This window comes from Pseudomonas sp. DC1.2 (assembly GCF_034351645.1).
Taxonomy (GTDB): domain Bacteria; phylum Pseudomonadota; class Gammaproteobacteria; order Pseudomonadales; family Pseudomonadaceae; genus Aquipseudomonas.
In genome coordinates this window covers 3,813,679-3,830,924 of sequence record NZ_CP133782.1, presented here as the reverse complement: position 1 = coordinate 3,830,924, position 17,246 = coordinate 3,813,679, and the positions used below count along the sequence as shown (strand labels likewise).

Annotated in this window: 19 protein-coding genes; 9 read left to right on the top strand and 10 right to left on the bottom strand. The window is 58.1% G+C overall.

The features are described from left to right. The first annotated feature begins 7 nt into the window (after window positions 1-7). The 3 genes from RHM68_RS17145 (at window position 8) to cysB (ending at window position 2,596) form a co-directional block, all read left to right on the top strand. Window positions 8-913, top strand: a complete 906-nt coding sequence (locus RHM68_RS17145; protein ID WP_322216953.1) for a 5'-nucleotidase — start codon at window positions 8-10, stop codon at window positions 911-913. A gap of 92 nt (window positions 914-1,005) precedes the next feature. Beyond that, entirely contained in the window at window positions 1,006-1,509 is a 504-nt protein-coding gene (locus tag RHM68_RS17140; RefSeq protein WP_322216950.1) for a universal stress protein, read from the top strand. A gap of 112 nt (window positions 1,510-1,621) precedes the next feature. Beyond that, entirely contained in the window at window positions 1,622-2,596 is a 975-nt protein-coding gene (gene cysB / locus RHM68_RS17135; protein ID WP_322216947.1) for an HTH-type transcriptional regulator CysB, read from the top strand. A 9-nt stretch (window positions 2,597-2,605) separates the two neighbouring features. Here cysB and RHM68_RS17130 read toward each other — a convergent pair whose 3' ends face one another. Both RHM68_RS17130 and RHM68_RS17125 read right to left on the bottom strand, forming a co-directional pair. Further along, complete coding sequence (locus tag RHM68_RS17130; RefSeq protein ID WP_322216944.1) at window positions 2,606-3,088, bottom strand: transcription elongation factor GreAB; 483 nt, start codon at window positions 3,086-3,088, stop codon at window positions 2,606-2,608. A gap of 2 nt (window positions 3,089-3,090) precedes the next feature. Further along, window positions 3,091-3,501 carry a hypothetical protein gene (locus RHM68_RS17125; RefSeq protein WP_322216940.1) on the bottom strand — a complete coding sequence of 137 codons (411 nt, stop codon included), beginning with the start codon at window positions 3,499-3,501 and terminating at the stop codon, window positions 3,091-3,093. 124 nt (window positions 3,502-3,625) lie between these two features. Here RHM68_RS17125 and earP point away from each other — a divergent pair, with 124 nt between their 5' ends. Both earP and RHM68_RS17115 read left to right on the top strand, forming a co-directional pair. Next, a complete protein-coding gene (earP, locus tag RHM68_RS17120) occupies window positions 3,626-4,768 on the top strand; it encodes an elongation factor P maturation arginine rhamnosyltransferase EarP (protein ID WP_322216937.1) in 1,143 nt (380 codons plus the stop codon). 48 nt (window positions 4,769-4,816) lie between these two features. Then, window positions 4,817-5,386, top strand: coding sequence for an elongation factor P (locus RHM68_RS17115; protein WP_322216935.1), 570 nt, complete (start codon window positions 4,817-4,819; stop codon window positions 5,384-5,386). A 120-nt stretch (window positions 5,387-5,506) separates the two neighbouring features. Here RHM68_RS17115 and RHM68_RS17110 read toward each other — a convergent pair whose 3' ends face one another. From RHM68_RS17110 to RHM68_RS17095, 4 genes are all read right to left on the bottom strand, one after another. Continuing rightward, on the bottom strand, window positions 5,507-6,520 hold the full coding sequence (locus RHM68_RS17110; RefSeq protein WP_322216932.1) for an alpha/beta hydrolase: 1,014 nt from the start codon (window positions 6,518-6,520) through the stop codon (window positions 5,507-5,509). A 34-nt stretch (window positions 6,521-6,554) separates the two neighbouring features. Continuing rightward, a complete protein-coding gene (locus tag RHM68_RS17105) occupies window positions 6,555-6,974 on the bottom strand; it encodes an organic hydroperoxide resistance protein (protein ID WP_322216928.1) in 420 nt (139 codons plus the stop codon). Window positions 6,975-7,262: 288 nt separating this feature from the next. Then, complete coding sequence (locus RHM68_RS17100; RefSeq protein WP_322223831.1) at window positions 7,263-7,724, bottom strand: MarR family transcriptional regulator; 462 nt, start codon at window positions 7,722-7,724, stop codon at window positions 7,263-7,265. Window positions 7,725-7,793: 69 nt separating this feature from the next. After that, window positions 7,794-8,750, bottom strand: coding sequence for a LysR family transcriptional regulator (locus RHM68_RS17095; RefSeq protein ID WP_322216926.1), 957 nt, complete (start codon window positions 8,748-8,750; stop codon window positions 7,794-7,796). A gap of 110 nt (window positions 8,751-8,860) precedes the next feature. On the opposite strand from RHM68_RS17095, the gene RHM68_RS17090 reads away from it, so the two are divergent. Next, complete coding sequence (locus tag RHM68_RS17090; protein ID WP_322216924.1) at window positions 8,861-9,610, top strand: sulfite exporter TauE/SafE family protein; 750 nt, start codon at window positions 8,861-8,863, stop codon at window positions 9,608-9,610. Here RHM68_RS17090 and RHM68_RS17085 read toward each other — a convergent pair. Next, complete coding sequence (locus tag RHM68_RS17085; RefSeq protein ID WP_322216922.1) at window positions 9,600-10,454, bottom strand: LysR substrate-binding domain-containing protein; 855 nt, start codon at window positions 10,452-10,454, stop codon at window positions 9,600-9,602. The two genes, RHM68_RS17090 and RHM68_RS17085, sit on opposite strands and share 11 nt — an antisense overlap. A 94-nt stretch (window positions 10,455-10,548) precedes the next feature. Here RHM68_RS17085 and RHM68_RS17080 point away from each other — a divergent pair, with 94 nt between their 5' ends. Further along, on the top strand, window positions 10,549-10,764 hold the full coding sequence (locus RHM68_RS17080) for a DUF1127 domain-containing protein (RefSeq protein WP_322223829.1): 216 nt from the start codon (window positions 10,549-10,551) through the stop codon (window positions 10,762-10,764). Window positions 10,765-11,088: 324 nt separating this feature from the next. Here the strand turns inward: RHM68_RS17080 and RHM68_RS17075 are convergent, their stop codons facing one another. After that, window positions 11,089-12,435 (bottom strand): class II 3-deoxy-7-phosphoheptulonate synthase, encoded by a 1,347-nt coding sequence (locus tag RHM68_RS17075; protein ID WP_322216919.1) that lies wholly within the window; start codon window positions 12,433-12,435, stop codon window positions 11,089-11,091. 149 nt (window positions 12,436-12,584) lie between these two features. Here RHM68_RS17075 and RHM68_RS17070 point away from each other — a divergent pair, with 149 nt between their 5' ends. Beyond that, window positions 12,585-13,340: a spermidine synthase gene (locus RHM68_RS17070; RefSeq protein WP_322216916.1), complete on the top strand. Its 756-nt coding sequence runs from the start codon at window positions 12,585-12,587 to the stop codon at window positions 13,338-13,340. A gap of 54 nt (window positions 13,341-13,394) precedes the next feature. Here RHM68_RS17070 and RHM68_RS17065 read toward each other — a convergent pair whose 3' ends face one another. Beyond that, window positions 13,395-14,186 carry a crotonase/enoyl-CoA hydratase family protein gene (locus RHM68_RS17065; protein ID WP_322216914.1) on the bottom strand — a complete coding sequence of 264 codons (792 nt, stop codon included), beginning with the start codon at window positions 14,184-14,186 and terminating at the stop codon, window positions 13,395-13,397. 421 nt (window positions 14,187-14,607) lie between these two features. Between RHM68_RS17065 and RHM68_RS17060 the strand changes: the two genes are divergently transcribed. After that, window positions 14,608-16,281 (top strand): DEAD/DEAH box helicase, encoded by a 1,674-nt coding sequence (locus tag RHM68_RS17060; RefSeq protein ID WP_322216912.1) that lies wholly within the window; start codon window positions 14,608-14,610, stop codon window positions 16,279-16,281. A 116-nt stretch (window positions 16,282-16,397) separates the two neighbouring features. Here RHM68_RS17060 and RHM68_RS17055 read toward each other — a convergent pair whose 3' ends face one another. Continuing rightward, window positions 16,398-17,165: a class III extradiol ring-cleavage dioxygenase gene (locus RHM68_RS17055; protein ID WP_322216909.1), complete on the bottom strand. Its 768-nt coding sequence runs from the start codon at window positions 17,163-17,165 to the stop codon at window positions 16,398-16,400. Window positions 17,166-17,246 lie beyond the last annotated feature (81 nt).

Genomic DNA, 17,246 nt, shown 5'->3' with positions numbered 1-17,246 from the left:
GAAGGGCATGGCAAAGGTAATAGACGACAAATTGGTGCTGGCGATTTCTTCTCGCGCGCTGTTTGATTTGAGTGAAAGCCACAAGGTCTATCTGTCGAGCGGGGTTGAGGCCTATCGGCAGTATCAGATCGAGCACGAAGACGAAATCCTCGAACCCGGCGATGCATTTGCGTTGGTGGAAAAACTCCTGAACCTCAATACTCGACTCGGTCGCGCTCGTGTCGAGGTGATCCTCGTGTCGCGCAACAGTGCCGATACTGGCCTGCGGGTGTTCAACTCGATTCACCACTACGGCCTGGCGATTTCCCGTGCGGCATTTGTCGGCGGACGCAGTCCTTACCCGTACCTCAAGGCCTTTGGCTGTGACCTGTTTCTGTCCACCCATGCTGAAGACGTGCGCAGTGCGCTGGACGCAGGCTTTGCGGCGGCGACCATCCTGTCCGGTGGCGCGAGCCGTGCGGCCAGCGACGAACTGCGCATTGCCTTCGACGGTGATGCGGTGCTGTTTTCCGATGAGTCGGAGCGCGTTTATCAGGCGGGCGGCCTCGAAGCCTTTCAGGCCAGTGAGCGTGAATCTGCGCGAGAGCCATTGGGCGGTGGGCCGTTCAAAGGTTTTCTGGCGGCACTCAATTTATTGCAGCGTGAATTTCCCGAGGGCGCATGCCCGATCCGCACGGCCCTGGTCACCGCTCGATCGGCGCCGGCCCATGAGCGGGTGATCCGTACCTTGCGTGAGTGGGACATTCGTCTGGATGAATCGCTGTTCCTCGGCGGCTTGACCAAGTCGGCATTTCTGGAAGCCTTCGCCGCCGACGTGTTTTTCGACGATCAGGCTGGTCATTGCGAGCTTGCCCGGGAAGTGGTTGCCACCGGTCACGTGCCCCATGGCATCAGCAATGAACAGAAGGGCTAAGCTCGCGGTTCAACACGTTGTGCGGCCCGTCGTACTCGCCATGGCACTGCTAAGCTGAATCAGTCTCCGCCATGTTGGCACGAGGAGTTCATATGATTCGCGCAATGCTGTATGCCACTGACCTCGGGTTGTACGCACCTGTCGTGATGCAGCATGCCTTGGCCTTGGCGCGAACATTCAACGCCGACTTGTACGTCGTACACGCAGTTGAACCGATGGGGCTGTTCGCTGAGTCCGTGCTACAGAGCTACCTCGATAAAAAGGCGTTGAACGAGTTCCACAGTCAGGGTCTGAATACGGTGATCGCCAGTATCGAGCAACGGGTACTCGACAGTTTTCGTGAAGAACTGGGGGACGAAGGCGCACAGGATTTACAACGAATTCAGGCGGTGCGGGTGCTGCAGGGCGAGCCGTCGCAGGTGATTCTCGACCAGGTGCAGAAACTCTCCGTGGATTTACTGATCGTAGGTAGTCACAGCCAGGGCGCTGGTACGCAAATGCCCTTGGGCAGGACGGCTGCGAGGGTGTTGCAGCTCTCGCCGGTACCGGTTTACCTGGTGCCGCTGGTGCAGCGTCGGCGCCAAGGGGATCGTTAGCGCACGAATAATGGCATTTTGATAAAAAGTTCTAGATTTATTATTCAAACCATTAATATAGTTATATACCGTCGCTGATGCCCGTGGCGTCTACCTGCTTTGAGGGATTCATATGAAGCTTCAACAATTGCGCTACATCTGGGAAGTGGCGCACCACGACCTCAACGTTTCAGCCACAGCTCAAAGTCTTTACACCTCTCAGCCCGGCATCAGCAAGCAGATCCGTCTGCTGGAAGACGAATTAGGCGTTGAGGTGTTCGCCCGTAGCGGCAAGCATTTAACCCGCGTCACCCCGGCCGGCGAGCGCATCATCAACACCGCCGGCGAGATTTTGCGCAAAGTGGAAAGCATTAAGCAGATCGCCCAGGAGTTCTCCAACGAGAAGAAAGGCACCTTGTCGATTGCTACCACGCACACTCAGGCCCGTTATGCGTTGCCGCCGGTGATTAGTAGTTTCATCAAGCAGTACCCGGACGTTGCCCTGCATATGCACCAGGGTTCGCCGATGCAGATTGCTGAAATGGCCGCCGACGGCACCGTGGATTTTGCCATCGCCACTGAAGCCCTCGAGCTATTTGGTGACCTGGTGATGATGCCGTGCTACCGCTGGAACCGCTGCGTGGTCGTGCCTCAGGGGCACCCGCTGACGAAGTTGCCGAAGCTGACCCTCGAAGCGCTGGCCGAATACCCGATTGTGACTTACGTGTTCGGCTTCACTGGTCGCTCGAAACTCGACGAAGCCTTCAGCCATCGTGGTCTGACGCCAAAAGTGGTATTCACTGCGGCCGACGCCGACGTGATCAAGACTTACGTTCGCCTGGGCCTGGGCGTGGGTATCGTGGCGAAAATGGCCGTCGATGCCAAGCTCGACAGCGACCTGGTGATGCTTGATGCCAGTGAGCTGTTCGAATCCAGTGTGACCAAGATCGGTTTCCGTCGCGGTACATTCTTACGTGGTTTTATGTGCGACTTCATTGAGAAATTCGCCCCGCACCTGACTCGCGAAGTGATGGCTAAAGCCATCCAGTGTCATAACAAGCAGGAACTGGAAGAGCTGTTCGACGGCGTCGAATTGCCCGTCCACTGATCGTCCGGCCTAAACCACCTCGGTAACAGCGAATTGTTGCCGAGCGCCCGCCACCAGAATGTCCACTTCGTCCCCCTCGAACTTGCCTAGCAAGCTCTTTCCCAGCGGTGAGCGGGGGGTAATGACGGTGATCCATTGCCCCACCAGATCGACCTTCAAACCCGCCGCGTCCGGGGCCAGGAACAACCATTGCTCGCGCCCCTTTTCGTCCTGCAGGCCGAGCAAGGCGCCGACTTCGATACCGCGCTGATCGTCATAGGCGCGTAACGTCAGGTGCTGGCAAAGGTTCAGCGATTGCCTGATCTCTTCCACTCGCTTTGCCTGTCCCGCTGCCAGATAAGACGCCTCCAGTCCGAGCGTGTCGTATTTGTTTTCGGCGATATTTTCTTCGTGGGTTGCGGTTTCATAAGCGGTTTGCGCCGCACGTTCTGCGATGTCGAGGTCGATGCGCAGTTTGTCGATAATCAGTTGGTGGACGATCTGTTTGTTCATGATCAATCGCAGAATTGCAGAACGTTGGCGCGGCTTTTTTCATTCGGCGCGGTCTGGTCCTGTTGCAGCCAGAATTGGCATTTCGGGTTGGACAGGTTGCGGTTATTGGTCCGAGCCTGATCAAGGGCTTGCTGTTGCTCGTTCTTGCGCAGGTTCTCTTTGTATTGTTCGAACATCTGGCTCTGTGTCGGAATGTCTGGCGTCGGTTGCACCACCATCGGCGGTTTTGCCAGGCGTTGCACGGCTTGAGTCACTGGTGCCAATTGCTCGGGAAAGATAAAGCCGGAGGCGAGCCAGAATGTCAGTGCGATGGCGATGAACCCCAGCCATATTCCCACGGCAATGCTGATGCTCAATTGCATTGCATTGAAGCGGATCGGCAATGGGCGGCGCGTGTTGGGACGGTAGGGCATGGCTGCCTCCTGGCGGATAGTCGCGAGCGAGCGGCGATTGTCGCACGAAGATTAATCGCCGTCGGCTCTTCTGTACGGGGTAATTTATGCGGACAATCGGCGCCTTTGCCAACGGGAGCCTGCAATGCCTGAACTGAAAACCCGCTGGGATATTTTTTGCACCGTCGTCGACAATTTTGGCGACATCGGCGTGACTTGGCGCCTGGCCCGTCAACTGGTGACCGAGCACGCCCTTGAGGTGCGTTTGTGGGTCGATGATCTGCGCGCCCTCGAACATCTGTGCCCGGAAATCGATATCGATGTGTCGCAGCAGTGGCAGCAGGGGGTTGAGGTGTGTCAATGGCCGGCCGAGTGGCCACCCACTGCGGCAGCCGACGTCGTCATTGCCGCGTTTGCCTGTCAACTGCCCGTTGCCTACATGAACGCGATGGCCGTTCGGGAAAAACCGCCGCTGTGGTTGAACCTGGATTATCTGAGCGCCGAGGATTGGGTCGTCGGCTGCCATGGATTGCCGTCGGTGAAGTATAAGACCGTGCAGAAGTACTTCTTTTTTCCGGGATTCCAGAAGGGCACCGGTGGCTTGCTGCGTGAAAGCCAATTACTTGATCGGCGTCGGCAGTTTCAGCAAAGTCCAGAAGCACAGCGAGACTTCCTGCGTGGGTTGGGGGTTAATCGTGCTTCAGGAGCGCAGTTGATTTCACTGTTTGCCTACGAAAATACTGGGTTGGCGCGCTGGTTCGACGCGATGTCGACTGACTCGACCCCGGCCCATCTGTTAGTGCCTGTAGGTCGGATTCTCGATGATGTCGAGGACTGGCTCGGGGTGAAAGGATTGGTCCCTGGCGCGCTACACGTCCGCGGTGCTCTGACGGTGCAGGTGTTGCCATTCGTCCCACAGGACCAATATGACCTGTTGTTGTGGAGCTGCGATTTTAATGCCGTGCGCGGCGAAGACTCCTTTGTCCGCGCTCAGTGGGCAGGTCGGCCGTTGCTCTGGCACATCTACTCGCAAGACGAAGACATTCACCTGGACAAGCTGGAAGCGTTCCTCGTGCTCTATACAAAAGGCCTTTCGGCGCCGGCCGAAGCGGCTATCAGCGGTTTGTGGCGGGCCTGGAATGCAGGTGACGGCATGGCCGACCAGTGGCTGGCGGCCCGTAAACACTGGCCTGAGCTGGAAAAACACGCTGAGGCGTGGTGTCTGGAACAAGCCTTGCAGGCTGATCTTGCCGCGGCGCTGGTACAGTTTTGGGTAAATTGGATATGATACGCGGCCTAGATTTTTGTAAATCCCATCCAAATTCGGATATTCGCAATGAAAACTGGTAAAGAACTGAAACCCGGTACCGTGATCCGTCTCGAAAACGATCCTTGGCTGGTTCAGAAAGCTGAATTCACCAAGTCCGGTCGTAACAGCGCGATCATGAAAACCAAGCTGAAGAACCTGCTGACCGGTTACAAGACCGAGATCGTTTACAGCGCTGACGACAAATTGGACGACGTGATCCTCGACCGCAAAGAAGCGACCCTGTCCTTCATCAGCGGCGACACTTACACGTTCATGGACACCTCCGACTACACCATGTACGAGCTGAACGCTGAAGACATCGAAGCCGTTCTGCCTTTCGTTGAAGAAGGCATGACCGATGTATGCGAAGCGATCTTCTTCGAAGAACGCCTGGTTTCCGTAGAACTGCCGACCACTATCGTGCGTCAGATCGACTACACCGAAGGTTCCGCTCGCGGCGACACTTCCGGCAAGGTGATGAAGCCTGCCAAACTGAAGAACGGTACCGAGCTGTCGGTTGCTGACTTCATCGAAATCGGCGACATGATCGAGATCGATACCCGCGAAGGCGGTTCCTACAAAGGCCGTGCCAAATAAGCACAGCCCCAGGAATGAAAAAGCCCGACCTTTGAGTCGGGCTTTTTTGTATCTGTCAGAACGGCTGTCTCAAGTACAACGATGAAACCTGGTGTCAGCGAGCGTGCTCCAACAGGTTATTTATTTCAGGTGTTGCTTAAGCTCTTCAGAGGCTTGAAGTATCGCCGAACGCACTTCGGGCACCTGACTCACGACATTGAGTAAGCCGTAGTCGTGGATCATGCCGTTGTAGCGTACTGCCGTGACGGGCACCCCTGCCTCGTCGAGCTTGCGGGCGTAAGCCTCGCCTTCATCGCGCAGCACGTCGGCGCTGGCGGTTTGCACCAGTGCGGGCGGCAGCCCTTTGAGTTGTGCGGTGGTTGCCCGCAGCGGTGAGGCGTAGATCTCGTTACGTTGCTTGGCGTCGGTGGTGTAGTTATCCCAGAACCACTTCATCATGTTTTTGGTGAGGAAGTGTCCTTCCGCAAACTGGTTGTAGGAGGCTGTCTCGAAACTGGCATCAGTGACAGGCCATAGCAGCAATTGGAACTTGATAGCGGGTGTGCCCTTGTCTTTGGCCATCAGCGACACGACGGTCGCCATGTTGCCACCCACGCTGTTGCCGGCCACCGCCAGGCGCTTGCCATCGACGTTGATCTCCTTCCCGTGTTCGGCCACCCACTTTGTGGCGGCATACGCCTGGTTGATCGCCACCGGGTAATGCGCTTCCGGCGACGGGGTGTAATTGACGAACACGGCCGCCGCACCCGACCCCACTACCAAGTCCCGAACCAGCCGTTCGTGAGTCGGGAAATCCCCCAGCACCCAGCCCCCGCCGTGGAAGAACATAAACACTGGCAGTTCGCTCTTGACCCCAGCCGGCCGGACGATGGTCAGACTGATGGATTGACCGTCGACTTGAATGATTTTCTCACTGACATCGGCTTTTGGCAGCGTCAGCTTTACCCCGGCCTGCGCACCCGTCAGGACGGCGCGAGCGTCTTTAGGCGTCAGTTGCTCCATCGGTTTGCCGGTGCCGGCATTCAGCGCATCGAGAAATGCCTGGGTGCTGTGTTCAATGCCATCGCCTGCAAATGCACTGTGGATGGACAGGGCGAGAACGGTACCGGTCAAAACTTTACTGAAAGTGCGCATGTGGGTTTCCTTGTACAGGCCAGGGAATCAGTTGTTAGACGCTAACGTGCAGGCGTACATCGACGTTGCCACGGGTGGCGTTGGAGTACGGGCAAACTTGGTGAGCGGCGTCTACCAAGCTTTGCGCATCGGCTTGTTCAAGGCCCGGAAGGCTGATGTGCAGGTCGATGTCGAGGCCGAAACCGCCGGGGATCTGGCCGATGCCGACATGGGCGGTGATCGAGGCGTTGTCCGGGATTTTGCGCTGGGTCTGGCTGGCGACGAATTTCAATGCACCGATGAAGCAGGCGGAATAGCCGGCCGCGAACAGTTGCTCAGGGTTGGTGGCCGCACCGCCAGCGCCGCCGAGTTCTTTCGGAGTGGCGAGTTTGACGTCGAGAATGTTGTCGCTGGAAATGGCACGACCATCACGGCCGCCGGTGGAGGTTGCGATTGCGGTGTAGAGAGTTTGCATGGTGTAGGCCTCATTGGACTGGGGTGTTAGCGCCAAATAATTGTGCGCCAAGTAAGTTCGAAGCAAATGTAGTTCGCTAATAGTTTGCGCGCAAGATAAATTTTCAGAAAAATCGTTCCGTGGCGCCAGTCACGTGGTCGAATGAGGTCAAGACAGTTGCTTTAGAGCCGCTCGTTAGAAATTCTTAGCAGCCGATTTTTTGACAGAAGGGCGGCGGCATGGCGGCGGAACGTTGTAAGAGGGTCTGTGGGAGCTTACTCCCACTGGTCATGGATAACGTTCTCTGGACTACAGGCTGGCTTGCAGGTTGCTGCGCAGTACCTGGAGATCCGCTTGCAGCGTTTTCAACTGTTCCAATGTCTGGCCACTGGCACCGAGGATGCACTGAGGTATGCCGCGAGCCTTTTCTCTTAGCGCGCGGCCTTGCTCGGTCAGCTCGACAATGACCACGCGTTCGTCTTCGCGGCTACGAGTGCGGCTGAGCAGGCCTTCGACTTCGAGGCGCTTGAGCAGCGGCGTCAATGAGCCGGGATCGGTCAGTAGGCGTGTGCTGATTTCGCCGACGGTCAATCCGTCCCGTTCCCACAACACCATCATCGCCAGGTACTGCGGATAGGTCAGACCCAGTGCTTGCAAAAGTGGCTTGTAGGCCTTGGTCATCATCAGCGAAGTGGAGTGGAGCGCGAAGCAGACCTGATTGTTCAGCAGCAGGTCATCGCAGGTGTCCGGGGTGTTGCGTTCGGTGGTCATGTCGGTGCCTTGATCGGTAATGGTCATGAATCTAGCGGGCGAACCTTTAATGCGCCAGATAATTATCAGCTAGTGCCGATGCAGGTCGCTTTGCAGCGCTAGATCCCATGGCGGGATGGGGCTAAAGCGGGTTTTCAGGTATTCCAGCAGCAAACGACTGCGTGCGTTCGCATGCTGCTCAAGGCGCAACGCATAGATGCCTGTCGTTTCCGCTTTCGGCAGGCCGCTTTCGCAGAACAATGGCAACAGCTCCCCTCGCAACAGGTACTCGCTGGCCAGCCACGTCGGCAAATGGGCGATGCCCAGTCCGGCCAACGCGCCGCACACCAGCGCTTCGGCATTGTTGGCTTTCATTCTGATACGCGCAGGGCGGTGAAAGTGCATATGCCCCTCGCGTTCGAAGCGCCAGGCAAAAGCTGGGGCGAGGCCGTCCCAGTCAAGACCATCGTGCTCGGTCAACTGCGTAGGATCGATTGGTACGCCCCGACGTTTCAAGTAATCGGGGCTGGCACAGGCGATGCGAACCATGTTCGCCAGCGGCGTGGCCACCAGTCGGGTATCGGCCATTTGCCCAGCACGCAGCACCAGATCGACCTTGCCTAAATTCAAACCCTGCATGTCGACAAAACTGTCGATCAGGTGCAATTGCACATCGAGATTGGGGTAGAGCATCAGAAAGTCGGCAATCACGGGCGCCAGATGTCTGCGTCCGAACGCTGCCGGTGCATCGACTCGAAGCAGCCCCTCCGGTGCGCTACTCAATGAGACGGCTTCGGCCCGGGCCAGTCGCAGTTCGGCAACGATGCGTCGGGCACGTTCGGCAAAAGCCAGGCCGGCCGGTGTCGCGCGTACTGCATGAGTGCTGCGGATGAACAACTGGCTGCCGACCGCGTTTTCAAGACTATCGATACGCCGTGCGACCGCCGAAGGCGTTAGCGGATGGCGACGTGACGCGGCGGAAAAACTGCCGGTTTCCAGTACATCGAGGAACAGGCCGAGTTGCTCTGTGAGTTGATTGGGGTTCATGGTTTCGATAGTGCCTATGCGAAGTTGGCACAGCCATTGTGCGTTGCTGTGCGTTTCCGTGCCAGACACGACTGCGTAGGATAAGTCGCCTGATTAGAGGGAATAGTCCTGTGATTGAGTTTTTGATCTATCTGGTTTTTGGCGTTGCCCTCGGAACCATGGGCGGACTGTTCGGCATCGGCGGCGGCCTGATTGCCATTCCGCTGCTTGGCGTGTTGTTTGGGCTTGACCAGCAGATCGCGCAAGGTACGGCGCTGGTGATGGTGGTGCCCAACGTGATGCTGGCGTTGTGGCGCTATCACCAGCGCAACCGCATCGAGCTACGCCATGCGCTGCCGCTGGCCTCGATGGGGTTTTGCTTTGCCTGGATCGGTTCAACCTGGGCGGTGGGCGTTGATGCGCAAACCATGCGCTTAGGGTTTGTCGCGTTTCTGGTGGTGCTGTCTGCCTACAATCTGGTGCGAATGTTTATCGTCAGCGCGCCGGCGTCTGCGCAGATGCAGTATTCATGGCCGTGGCTGGGGTTACTCGGCGCTGTGTCGGGCACCATGGGCGGGTTGTTTGGTGTAGGCGGGGCGGTGGTGGCAACCCCGGTGCTGACCAGCCTGTTCGGCACCAGTCAGGTAGTGGCTCAAGGTTTGTCTCTGGCGTTGGCGCTGCCGAGTACAAGCATCACGCTGGCGACTTACGCCCTGCACCATCAGGTGAGCTGGATGATTGGTCTGCCCTTGGCCATCGGTGGCCTGATGAGTATCAGTTGGGGCGTGAAAATTGCCCACGCAATGCCGGAGCGTCTGTTGCGCGGGCTGTTTTGTGGCTTCCTGGTATTTTGTGCGGCCATGCTCGCCGTTAAAGTTTGAAACCTTCGACGATGTGCTCTGCCAGGCATTCCGTAATCGGGGAGGGGTTGTTCAGATTGCGCACCAGCATGATGCAAGCTTCTGGCAGCAACGGCAGGTCTTCGGCGGCGCCAAGGATGCGCATGTCCGCAGTGATCAGGCTTTCCAGTTGCGCGGTGACGGCCAGGCCGGCGCTGACCACGGCCATCAATGCGGACAGGCTCGTGCTGTTGTAGGCGATGCGGTAATCGCGGCCCATGGCATCAAGGGCATTGCAGGCCCACTGCCGACAGAAACAGTCACTGTTGAACATTGCCAAGGGCAATGGCGTTTGCTCGTGAGCGCTGAAACATTGCGCCTCGGCCCAGACGAAGCGCTCTTTGCGCAGCAACTGGCCTATTTCGGTGCCGGGTTCGCGGGTGACGATGGACAAGTCCAGGTCCTGGCGCTGTAACAACTGTTTGGTCGATTCGCAGTGAACTTCGATCTGGATCAGCGGGTAGAACTTCGCAAAACGCGACAGAATGCCCGGCAAAAAGCGCATAACGTAATCATCAGGCGTCCCAATGCGCACGGTGCCGACCATGTGCGGCTCGCGCAGTGTATTGAAGACTTCGCTGTGAAGTTTGAGGATGCGCCGTGCATAGCCCAGTAGTACCTGCCCTTCGGCCGTGAGTTTGACCTGGCGCCCGCTCCGTTCGAACAGTTGTCGCTGCAAAACATCTTCTTCCAGGCGTTTCATCTGCATGCTGACCGCCGACTGCGTGCGGTTGACCATTTCTCCGGCACGGGTGAAACCGCCCTGATCGGCGATGGCAACAAAGGTGCGTAGCACATCGGTGTCGATACTGGGGTAGGCGGACATTCATCAATCTCCGAGATGCGTGGTATCAGAAACATTCGTTGGATTGATCATAGCCGCGGCGCGAGACTTGAGCCATTCCAACGGAGGGTAAATGATGAAAGGTCAAAATCAGCCAGCAACGGAAGACAGGTTCTCGATTCACGCGGTGTCCGATCTGCTGCACAAGTTTGGTCGCTGGTACGAACTTCACCGCGAACGTGAGCTGCTGGCGAGCTTGAGTGATGAAGCGCTGAAAGACATCGGTGTGAGCCGAGCCGATGTGGAGCAGGAGTCGATCAGGCCGTTTTGGGACGATCCGATTCATAAATGAGGGGGCCACCGCTACACAAAGCCTTTCCCGGTGAGACAGGTTGCGAGCAGATGAGGAGATGCTCATGCGCGCAATGACGTCTTTTTGCCTCACGCAAGCACGGCGTTTGGCGCTGGTCGCCCAAGGATTTAATGGGCGCCAGCCGCCATCGACAATCAAACCGGCTGATCGATCAGTTATCAGCATTTAGCTCGTTGTGGCCCTGAAAAAGTGCCACGCAAGATGGGTGGTGATTGAGTTGATGCTAGCGGGGGCACGCCCGCTCTCACATCGGAACGCATTCCAATGTGAGAGCGGGCTTGCCCGCGAGGCAGTCGATGAGATTTAGCGCCTGACCTGCTTCAAGGTTTCAGCAATCAAAAACGCCAGCTCCAGCGACTGATCGGCATTCATGCGTGGGTCGCAATGGGTGTGATAACGATCCGACAAGCCATCCTCGGTGATCGGTCGTGCCCCACCGATGCATTCGGTGACGTTCTGCCCGGTCATTTCGATGTGGATGCCCCCGGCGTATGTGCATTCAGCCTCGTGAACCTGGAAGAATTGCTTCACCTCACCCAGGATCTGCGCGAAGTCGCGCGTCTTGTAGCCACTGCTGGCCTTGATGGTATTACCGTGCATCGGGTCGCAACTCCACAGCACTTGCTTACCTTCGCGCTGCACGGCTCGGATCAATGCAGGCAGGTGATCCCCGACCTTGTTCGCGCCCATTCGCGCGATCAGGTTCAAGCGACCCGGATCGTTATCCGGGTTGAGTGCGTCGATCAGACGAATCAGGTCGTCAGGGTTCATGCTCGGGCCGACCTTGACCCCGATTGGGTTGTTTACCCCGCGCAAGAATTCGACGTGAGCGCCGTCCAATTGACGGGTACGGTCGCCGATCCACAGCATGTGGGCCGAGCAGTCGTAGTAATCGTTGGTCAGGCTGTCGCGGCGCACGAAGGCTTCTTCGTAGTTAAGCAGCAGCGCTTCATGGGCAGTGAAGAAACTGGTTTCGCGCAGTTGTGGCGAGCTGTCCATGCCGCAGGCGCGCATGAAGGCCAGGGTTTCATCGATGCGATCAGCCAGGTGGCTGTACTTCTCGGCCAGGGCTGAGTTGGCGATGAAATCGAGGTTCCACTTATGCACTTGGTGCAAGTCGGCAAAGCCGCCTTGGGCGAAAGCACGCAACAGGTTCAGCGTGGCGGTGGACTGGTGATACGACTGCAACAGGCGCTCCGGGTCGGGCACGCGGCTTTTTTCGTCGAAACCGATGCCGTTGACGATGTCACCGCGATAGGCCGGCAGGGTCACGCCGCCGATGGTTTCGTCATTGGCCGAACGCGGTTTGGCGAACTGACCGGCCATGCGGCCGACCTTGACCACTGGGCAACCGGCGGCAAAGGTCATGACAATCGCCATTTGCAGCAGCACCTTAAAGGTGTCGCGGATTTTCGCGGCGGAGAACTCAGCGAAGCTTTCGGCGCAGTCGCCGCCCTGCAACAGAAACGCGCGCCCCTGGGTCACTTCGGCAAATTGACGGCGCAACTCCCGGGCTTCGCCGGCAAACACTAGCGGCGGATAGCTGGCCAGGGTTTGCTCGACTTGCAGCAACTTGGCCGCGTCTGGGTAATGGGGTTGCTGCTGGATCGGCAGGGCGCGCCAGCTGTCAGGGCTCCAGGGTTGGTTCATCACGGTCTCTAGGGTTTACGCACGGGCGGCCATGTTATCAGCAATTAGTGCGTGACCTGTTCCCGTCGCTTCGCGGACAATCGCGTCTTATAAGCTGTAGGCCAGCGGTTTTATTGCGTTGCCGGGCCCGGTGACCATCAGGAGAAGAAATGACTGAGGAGCGCGTCGAGCATCTGCTCGCCGAGGTACAGGATGAGTTCGGGGTGATTCGCGTGCTGGAAGTGGCCGATTATCGTTTTCTCGAATTCGGCGATGCCATTGAGCAAAGCTGCGTTTTCACCGCTGATCCGAGCTGGCTGGAGTACGACTACACCCGCGCTATGTTGATTGGTGCGTTGTGCCATGAGCAGCCGGAGAGCGCTTTGTTTCTGGGGTTGGGTGCCGGCACCCTGACCCAGGCATGCCTTAAGTTTCTGCCACTGGACGACGTCGAGGCCATTGAGCTGCGCCCCGACGTACCGCGCCTGGCCATCGAATACCTGGGGCTGGATGACGATCCGCGACTGTATATCCGGATTGGCGACGCGTTGGAGCTGCTGGAAACGGCTGAGCCTGCGGACCTCATTTTTGTCGACCTTTATACCGACGTCGGTCCGGGTGTCGGGCACTTGGCCTGGCGTTTTCTTGGCGACTGCCAGAAACGCTTGAATCCGGGTGGCTGGCTGGTGATCAATCAGTGGGCCACCGACGATGGCAAACCGTTGGGTGCTGCGTTGTTTCGTGGCCTTTATCACCGGCATTACTGGGAGCTGCCGGTGAAGGAGGGCAACGTAATCCTGATCGTGCCGTCGGAGCTGGATCAGGAGCTGAACATGGAGGGCCTGATTACTCGGGCCGAAGGGCTGGCGCCGCAGTTAGGGTATTCGTTGCAGTCGCTGATCAAGGCAATCCGGCCGGCGACATAGGCGTTGTCGCGTTGCGAGCCTGCTTGCAATAGCTTTATAAAGCCCGCACCCAAGTCAAAGACCTTTGAAAACACCGGGGCGCTTTTCGACCATTGAACGAACTCCTTCCTTGGCATCTTCACTGGCCAGCAACTTTTTCACCAGCGGCGGCAATGCCTGCGCTGCCGCTGTTTCCCCTTCATAACGCGCCTGCCTTGCAGACATCAGCGTCGCCTGTACGCCCAGTGGCGCCTGTCGGGCGATTCGCTGCGCCAGCTCAATCGCCCTCGGCAGCAAATCCTCGCTGGCCATGACTTCCTGCACCAGTCCCAGGTGCAGCGCGTCATGGGCATCGAACTCATCGCCGGTTAGCAGCCAGCGCATGGCATTGCCCCAGCCGGCTACTTGGTGCAGCCGTAGCGTGGCGCCGCCGAACGGAAAAATACCGCGTTGCACTTCCATTTGGGCAAAGCGGGTGTTGCTGGCGCACAGGTTGATGTCGGCGGCCAGCATCAGCTCGATGCCGATGGTCAGGCAGTAACCCTGCGCGGCGACGATCACCGGTTTGCTGACCCTGGGGCCGGCCAATACCCCCCACGGATCACAGCCACCGGGTGGCGCTTGCCAACCCTGAGCCAGGGCCGCGCTGGTGTTGATCAGATCGAGCCCGGCGGTGAAGTGCTCGCCGTGCCCGAACACGACCGCTACCCGCGCCTCGGTATCTGCTTCGAACTCGCCATAGGCAAGGCTCAGTTCGTTGAGCAGATCAAGGTCGAACGCGTTGCGCTTGGCAACTCGATCGAGTCCGATCAACAGGACGTGACCGCGTCGTTCTCGGCTGACGCGACTGGAAACGGGCTGAGTCATGGGGCGTTTCCTCGGGCGGGAAGGGTGTGTCAGACCGAAGGTCTGCTTCACCAGGGTGAACCGTTTTAGCGCCATCCCCAACAGGGCCGGGCCTTTGAAAAATAGACCGTTGCACGAATATCCGCAAAGCCTGTGACATAACGGTGTATGCGTCAGTTTTCCGACAAATAATGCTCCCTTTTTGGCCGAATTCCGGTATAGTGCGCGCCGGCCTTTAACCGGGCCGCGTTTAGGTAGCGCAATTCCCCGAAGTCAGCTTCGGCTGCATGTCCGTACAGCGGACTCTTCCTTGACGAATCTTTTTCATTCATTCGTTTTCGCAAATCCCCGCCGACAAAGCAGCCAGGGCGACTCTTGAGTCTTACACGGCATGCGCAGCTTTGGAGCATGGGTCTTTGCGGATGCACTTAGAGGCAGACCCATGACCCAGGAAACCGGCGGCTTCGCCGCTTTTAATCTTAATCCGAATATCCTTGCAGCCGTCATCGCGACTGGCTACGAAGAGCCTTCGGCTATTCAGCATCAATCGATCCCGATCATCATGGCCGGCCACGACATGATTGGCCAGGCGCAAACCGGTACCGGTAAAACCGCCGCATTTGCCCTGCCAATCCTGCATCGCATCGATCCTGCTAAGCGCGAGCCGCAAGCCCTGATCCTGGCGCCAACCCGTGAGTTGGCGCTGCAAGTAGCAACCGCTTTCGAAACCTACGCCAAGCAAATGCCGGGCGTTACCGTTGTGGCCGTTTACGGCGGCGCCCCTATGGGTCCACAACTGAAAGCAATCCGTAATGGCGCACAGATTGTTGTCGCCACTCCGGGTCGTCTGTGCGACCACCTGCGTCGCGACGAAAAAGTCCTGGCTACCGTGAACCACCTGGTTCTCGACGAAGCGGACGAAATGCTCAAACTCGGTTTCATGGACGACCTGGAAGTTATCTTCAAGTCGTTGCCTGCAACCCGTCAGACCGTATTGTTCTCGGCGACCTTGCCGCAGTCGATCCGTGCCATTGCCGAGCGTCACCTGCGTGATCCGCAGCACGTGAAGATTCAGACCAAGACTCAGACCGTTACCGCGATCGAACAGGCTCACCTGTTGGTTCACGCTGACCAGAAGACCTCGGCTGTATTGAGCCTGCTGGAAGTCGAAGACTTCGACGCCCTGATCATGTTCGTGCGTACCAAGCAAGCGACCCTGGACCTGGCCAGTGCCCTTGAAGCCAAAGGCTACAAAGCTGCTGCGCTGAACGGTGACATTGCTCAGAACCAACGTGAGCGCGTGATCGAATCCCTCAAGGATGGCCGTCTGGACATCGTTGTAGCGACCGACGTAGCCGCTCGTGGTCTGGATGTTCCGCGTATCACTCACGTGTTCAACGTTGACATGCCATACGACCCAGAGTCCTACGTTCACCGTATCGGCCGTACCGGCCGTGCCGGTCGCGAAGGCCGTGCGTTGCTGCTGGTGACTCCGCGTGAGCGTCGCATGCTGCAAGTGATCGAGCGTGTAACCGGTCAAAAGGTTGCTGAAGTTCGCCTGCCGGACGCTCAAGCTGTTCTCGATGCTCGCATCAAGAAATTGACCAACAGCCTGTCGCCGCTGGTGGCTGACGCCGAGTCGACTCACGGTGATCTGCTGGATCGCCTGACCGCCGATATCGGTTGCACCCCACGTGCGCTGGCCGCTGCTCTGCTGCGCAAGGCAACCAACGCTCAGGCGTTGACCCTGGCTGCGATCGAGAAAGAACGTCCACTGGTGCCGAACAACGCACCGCGTGGCGATCGTCCAGAGCGTACCGGTGATCGTCCGGACCGTGGTGATCGTGAGCGTCGTGCTCCGGTTGCATTGGCTGAAGGTCGTGCTCGTTGCCGTACCGCGCTGGGCGCGCGTGATGGTATCGCTGCCAAGAACCTGCTGGGCGCTATCCTCAACGAGGGTGGCCTGGCTCGCGAAGCAATCGGTCGCATCCAGGTACGTGACAGCTTCAGTCTCGTCGAGCTGCCGGAAGATGGTCTGGAAAAACTCCTGACCAAACTGAAGGACACTCGCGTTGCTGGTAAGCAGTTGAAGCTGCGTCGCTATCGCGAAGATTAATCCGCTCTCGAGCTGATTGATCGAACATAAAAAATCCCCGACTGGTTCGGGGATTTTTTATGCCTGCTGTTTATGGCTGGTCTTGAGGAGGGCGGGGCGCGGCTCGCGCCTACACGCTAGCCAAAACGATAAATGTCCATGCCCAAGGCGCCCATCGTGAACCCCTGATGGGCAATGCTGAACTCGCCTCCGGCGCCTCTGGCAAAGTACAGCGGCAGCAAATGCTCATCGCTTGGGTGGTTGCGCACGGCATTTGGCGCTTGCTGGCGATAGTCGTGCAGCGCGGCTTCATCATTGGCAGCGAGTTTTTCAATCATCCAGTCGCGAAACGCCTTGGCCCAGGGTTCGACGCTTTCTGTGCCTGCGTGCCAGTTCAGTTCGCGCAGGTTGTGAGTGATACTGCCGGAGCCGATCAGCAGCACGCCTTGTGCGCGCAGGCCGGCCAGTGCATGGCCAACACGAGTTTGCAGGGCTGGGCCGCCCCGGGTGGGCAGTGAGACTTGCACGACCGGGATGTCGGCCTTCGGGTACATCAACGACAAGGGCACCCAAGCCCCGTGATCGAAGGGACGCTTGGCGTCAATGCGTGCGGGCAGGCCTTCAATTTTTAGTAGTTCGACGATCCTGGCCGCCAGTTGTGGGTCGCCTGGCGCGGGGTACTGCACGTCAAACAGGGCCTGCGGGAACCCGCCGAAGTCGTGCCAGGTTTGTGGTTGAGGATTGCCACTGACCAACAGTTCGTCGCTTTCCCAGTGCGCGGACACCACCACGATGGCTTTGGGTGTCGGCAGGTGGGCGGCAATGCTCGTCAGGGCCGGACCACTGGCACCAGGTTCAAGTGCCAACATGGGAGAACCATGAGAGATGTACAGGCTGGGGAACATGAATGCGCTCCTGAGAGTAAGATGGCGCCATCTTCAGTCAGATCATTGATCTAAATCTAATATAAGTTTTAGCGTCTTTTG

Bases quoted from the DNA above. Each gene is read 5' to 3' on its own strand.
- RHM68_RS17140 (WP_322216950.1), top strand. From the start codon at position 1,006: ATGATTCGCGCAATGCTGTATGCCACTGACCTCGGGTTGTACGCACCT.
- RHM68_RS17110 (WP_322216932.1), bottom strand. From the start codon at position 6,520: ATGCGCACTTTCAGTAAAGTTTTGACCGGTACCGTTCTCGCCCTGTCC.
- RHM68_RS17075 (WP_322216919.1), bottom strand. From the start codon at position 12,435: ATGAACCAACCCTGGAGCCCTGACAGCTGGCGCGCCCTGCCGATCCAG.
- RHM68_RS17130 (WP_322216944.1), bottom strand. From the start codon at position 3,088: ATGAACAAACAGATCGTCCACCAACTGATTATCGACAAACTGCGCATC.
- RHM68_RS17060 (WP_322216912.1), top strand. From the start codon at position 14,608: ATGACCCAGGAAACCGGCGGCTTCGCCGCTTTTAATCTTAATCCGAAT.
- RHM68_RS17065 (WP_322216914.1), bottom strand. From the start codon at position 14,186: ATGACTCAGCCCGTTTCCAGTCGCGTCAGCCGAGAACGACGCGGTCAC.
- RHM68_RS17095 (WP_322216926.1), bottom strand. From the start codon at position 8,750: ATGAACCCCAATCAACTCACAGAGCAACTCGGCCTGTTCCTCGATGTA.
- RHM68_RS17125 (WP_322216940.1), bottom strand. From the start codon at position 3,501: ATGCCCTACCGTCCCAACACGCGCCGCCCATTGCCGATCCGCTTCAAT.
- cysB (WP_322216947.1), top strand. From the start codon at position 1,622: ATGAAGCTTCAACAATTGCGCTACATCTGGGAAGTGGCGCACCACGAC.
- RHM68_RS17070 (WP_322216916.1), top strand. From the start codon at position 12,585: ATGACTGAGGAGCGCGTCGAGCATCTGCTCGCCGAGGTACAGGATGAG.
- RHM68_RS17115 (WP_322216935.1), top strand. From the start codon at position 4,817: ATGAAAACTGGTAAAGAACTGAAACCCGGTACCGTGATCCGTCTCGAA.
- earP (WP_322216937.1), top strand. From the start codon at position 3,626: ATGCCTGAACTGAAAACCCGCTGGGATATTTTTTGCACCGTCGTCGAC.
- RHM68_RS17145 (WP_322216953.1), top strand. From the start codon at position 8: ATGGCAAAGGTAATAGACGACAAATTGGTGCTGGCGATTTCTTCTCGC.
- RHM68_RS17055 (WP_322216909.1), bottom strand. From the start codon at position 17,165: ATGTTCCCCAGCCTGTACATCTCTCATGGTTCTCCCATGTTGGCACTT.
- RHM68_RS17085 (WP_322216922.1), bottom strand. From the start codon at position 10,454: ATGTCCGCCTACCCCAGTATCGACACCGATGTGCTACGCACCTTTGTT.
- RHM68_RS17080 (WP_322223829.1), top strand. From the start codon at position 10,549: ATGAAAGGTCAAAATCAGCCAGCAACGGAAGACAGGTTCTCGATTCAC.
- RHM68_RS17105 (WP_322216928.1), bottom strand. From the start codon at position 6,974: ATGCAAACTCTCTACACCGCAATCGCAACCTCCACCGGCGGCCGTGAT.
- RHM68_RS17100 (WP_322223831.1), bottom strand. From the start codon at position 7,724: ATGACCACCGAACGCAACACCCCGGACACCTGCGATGACCTGCTGCTG.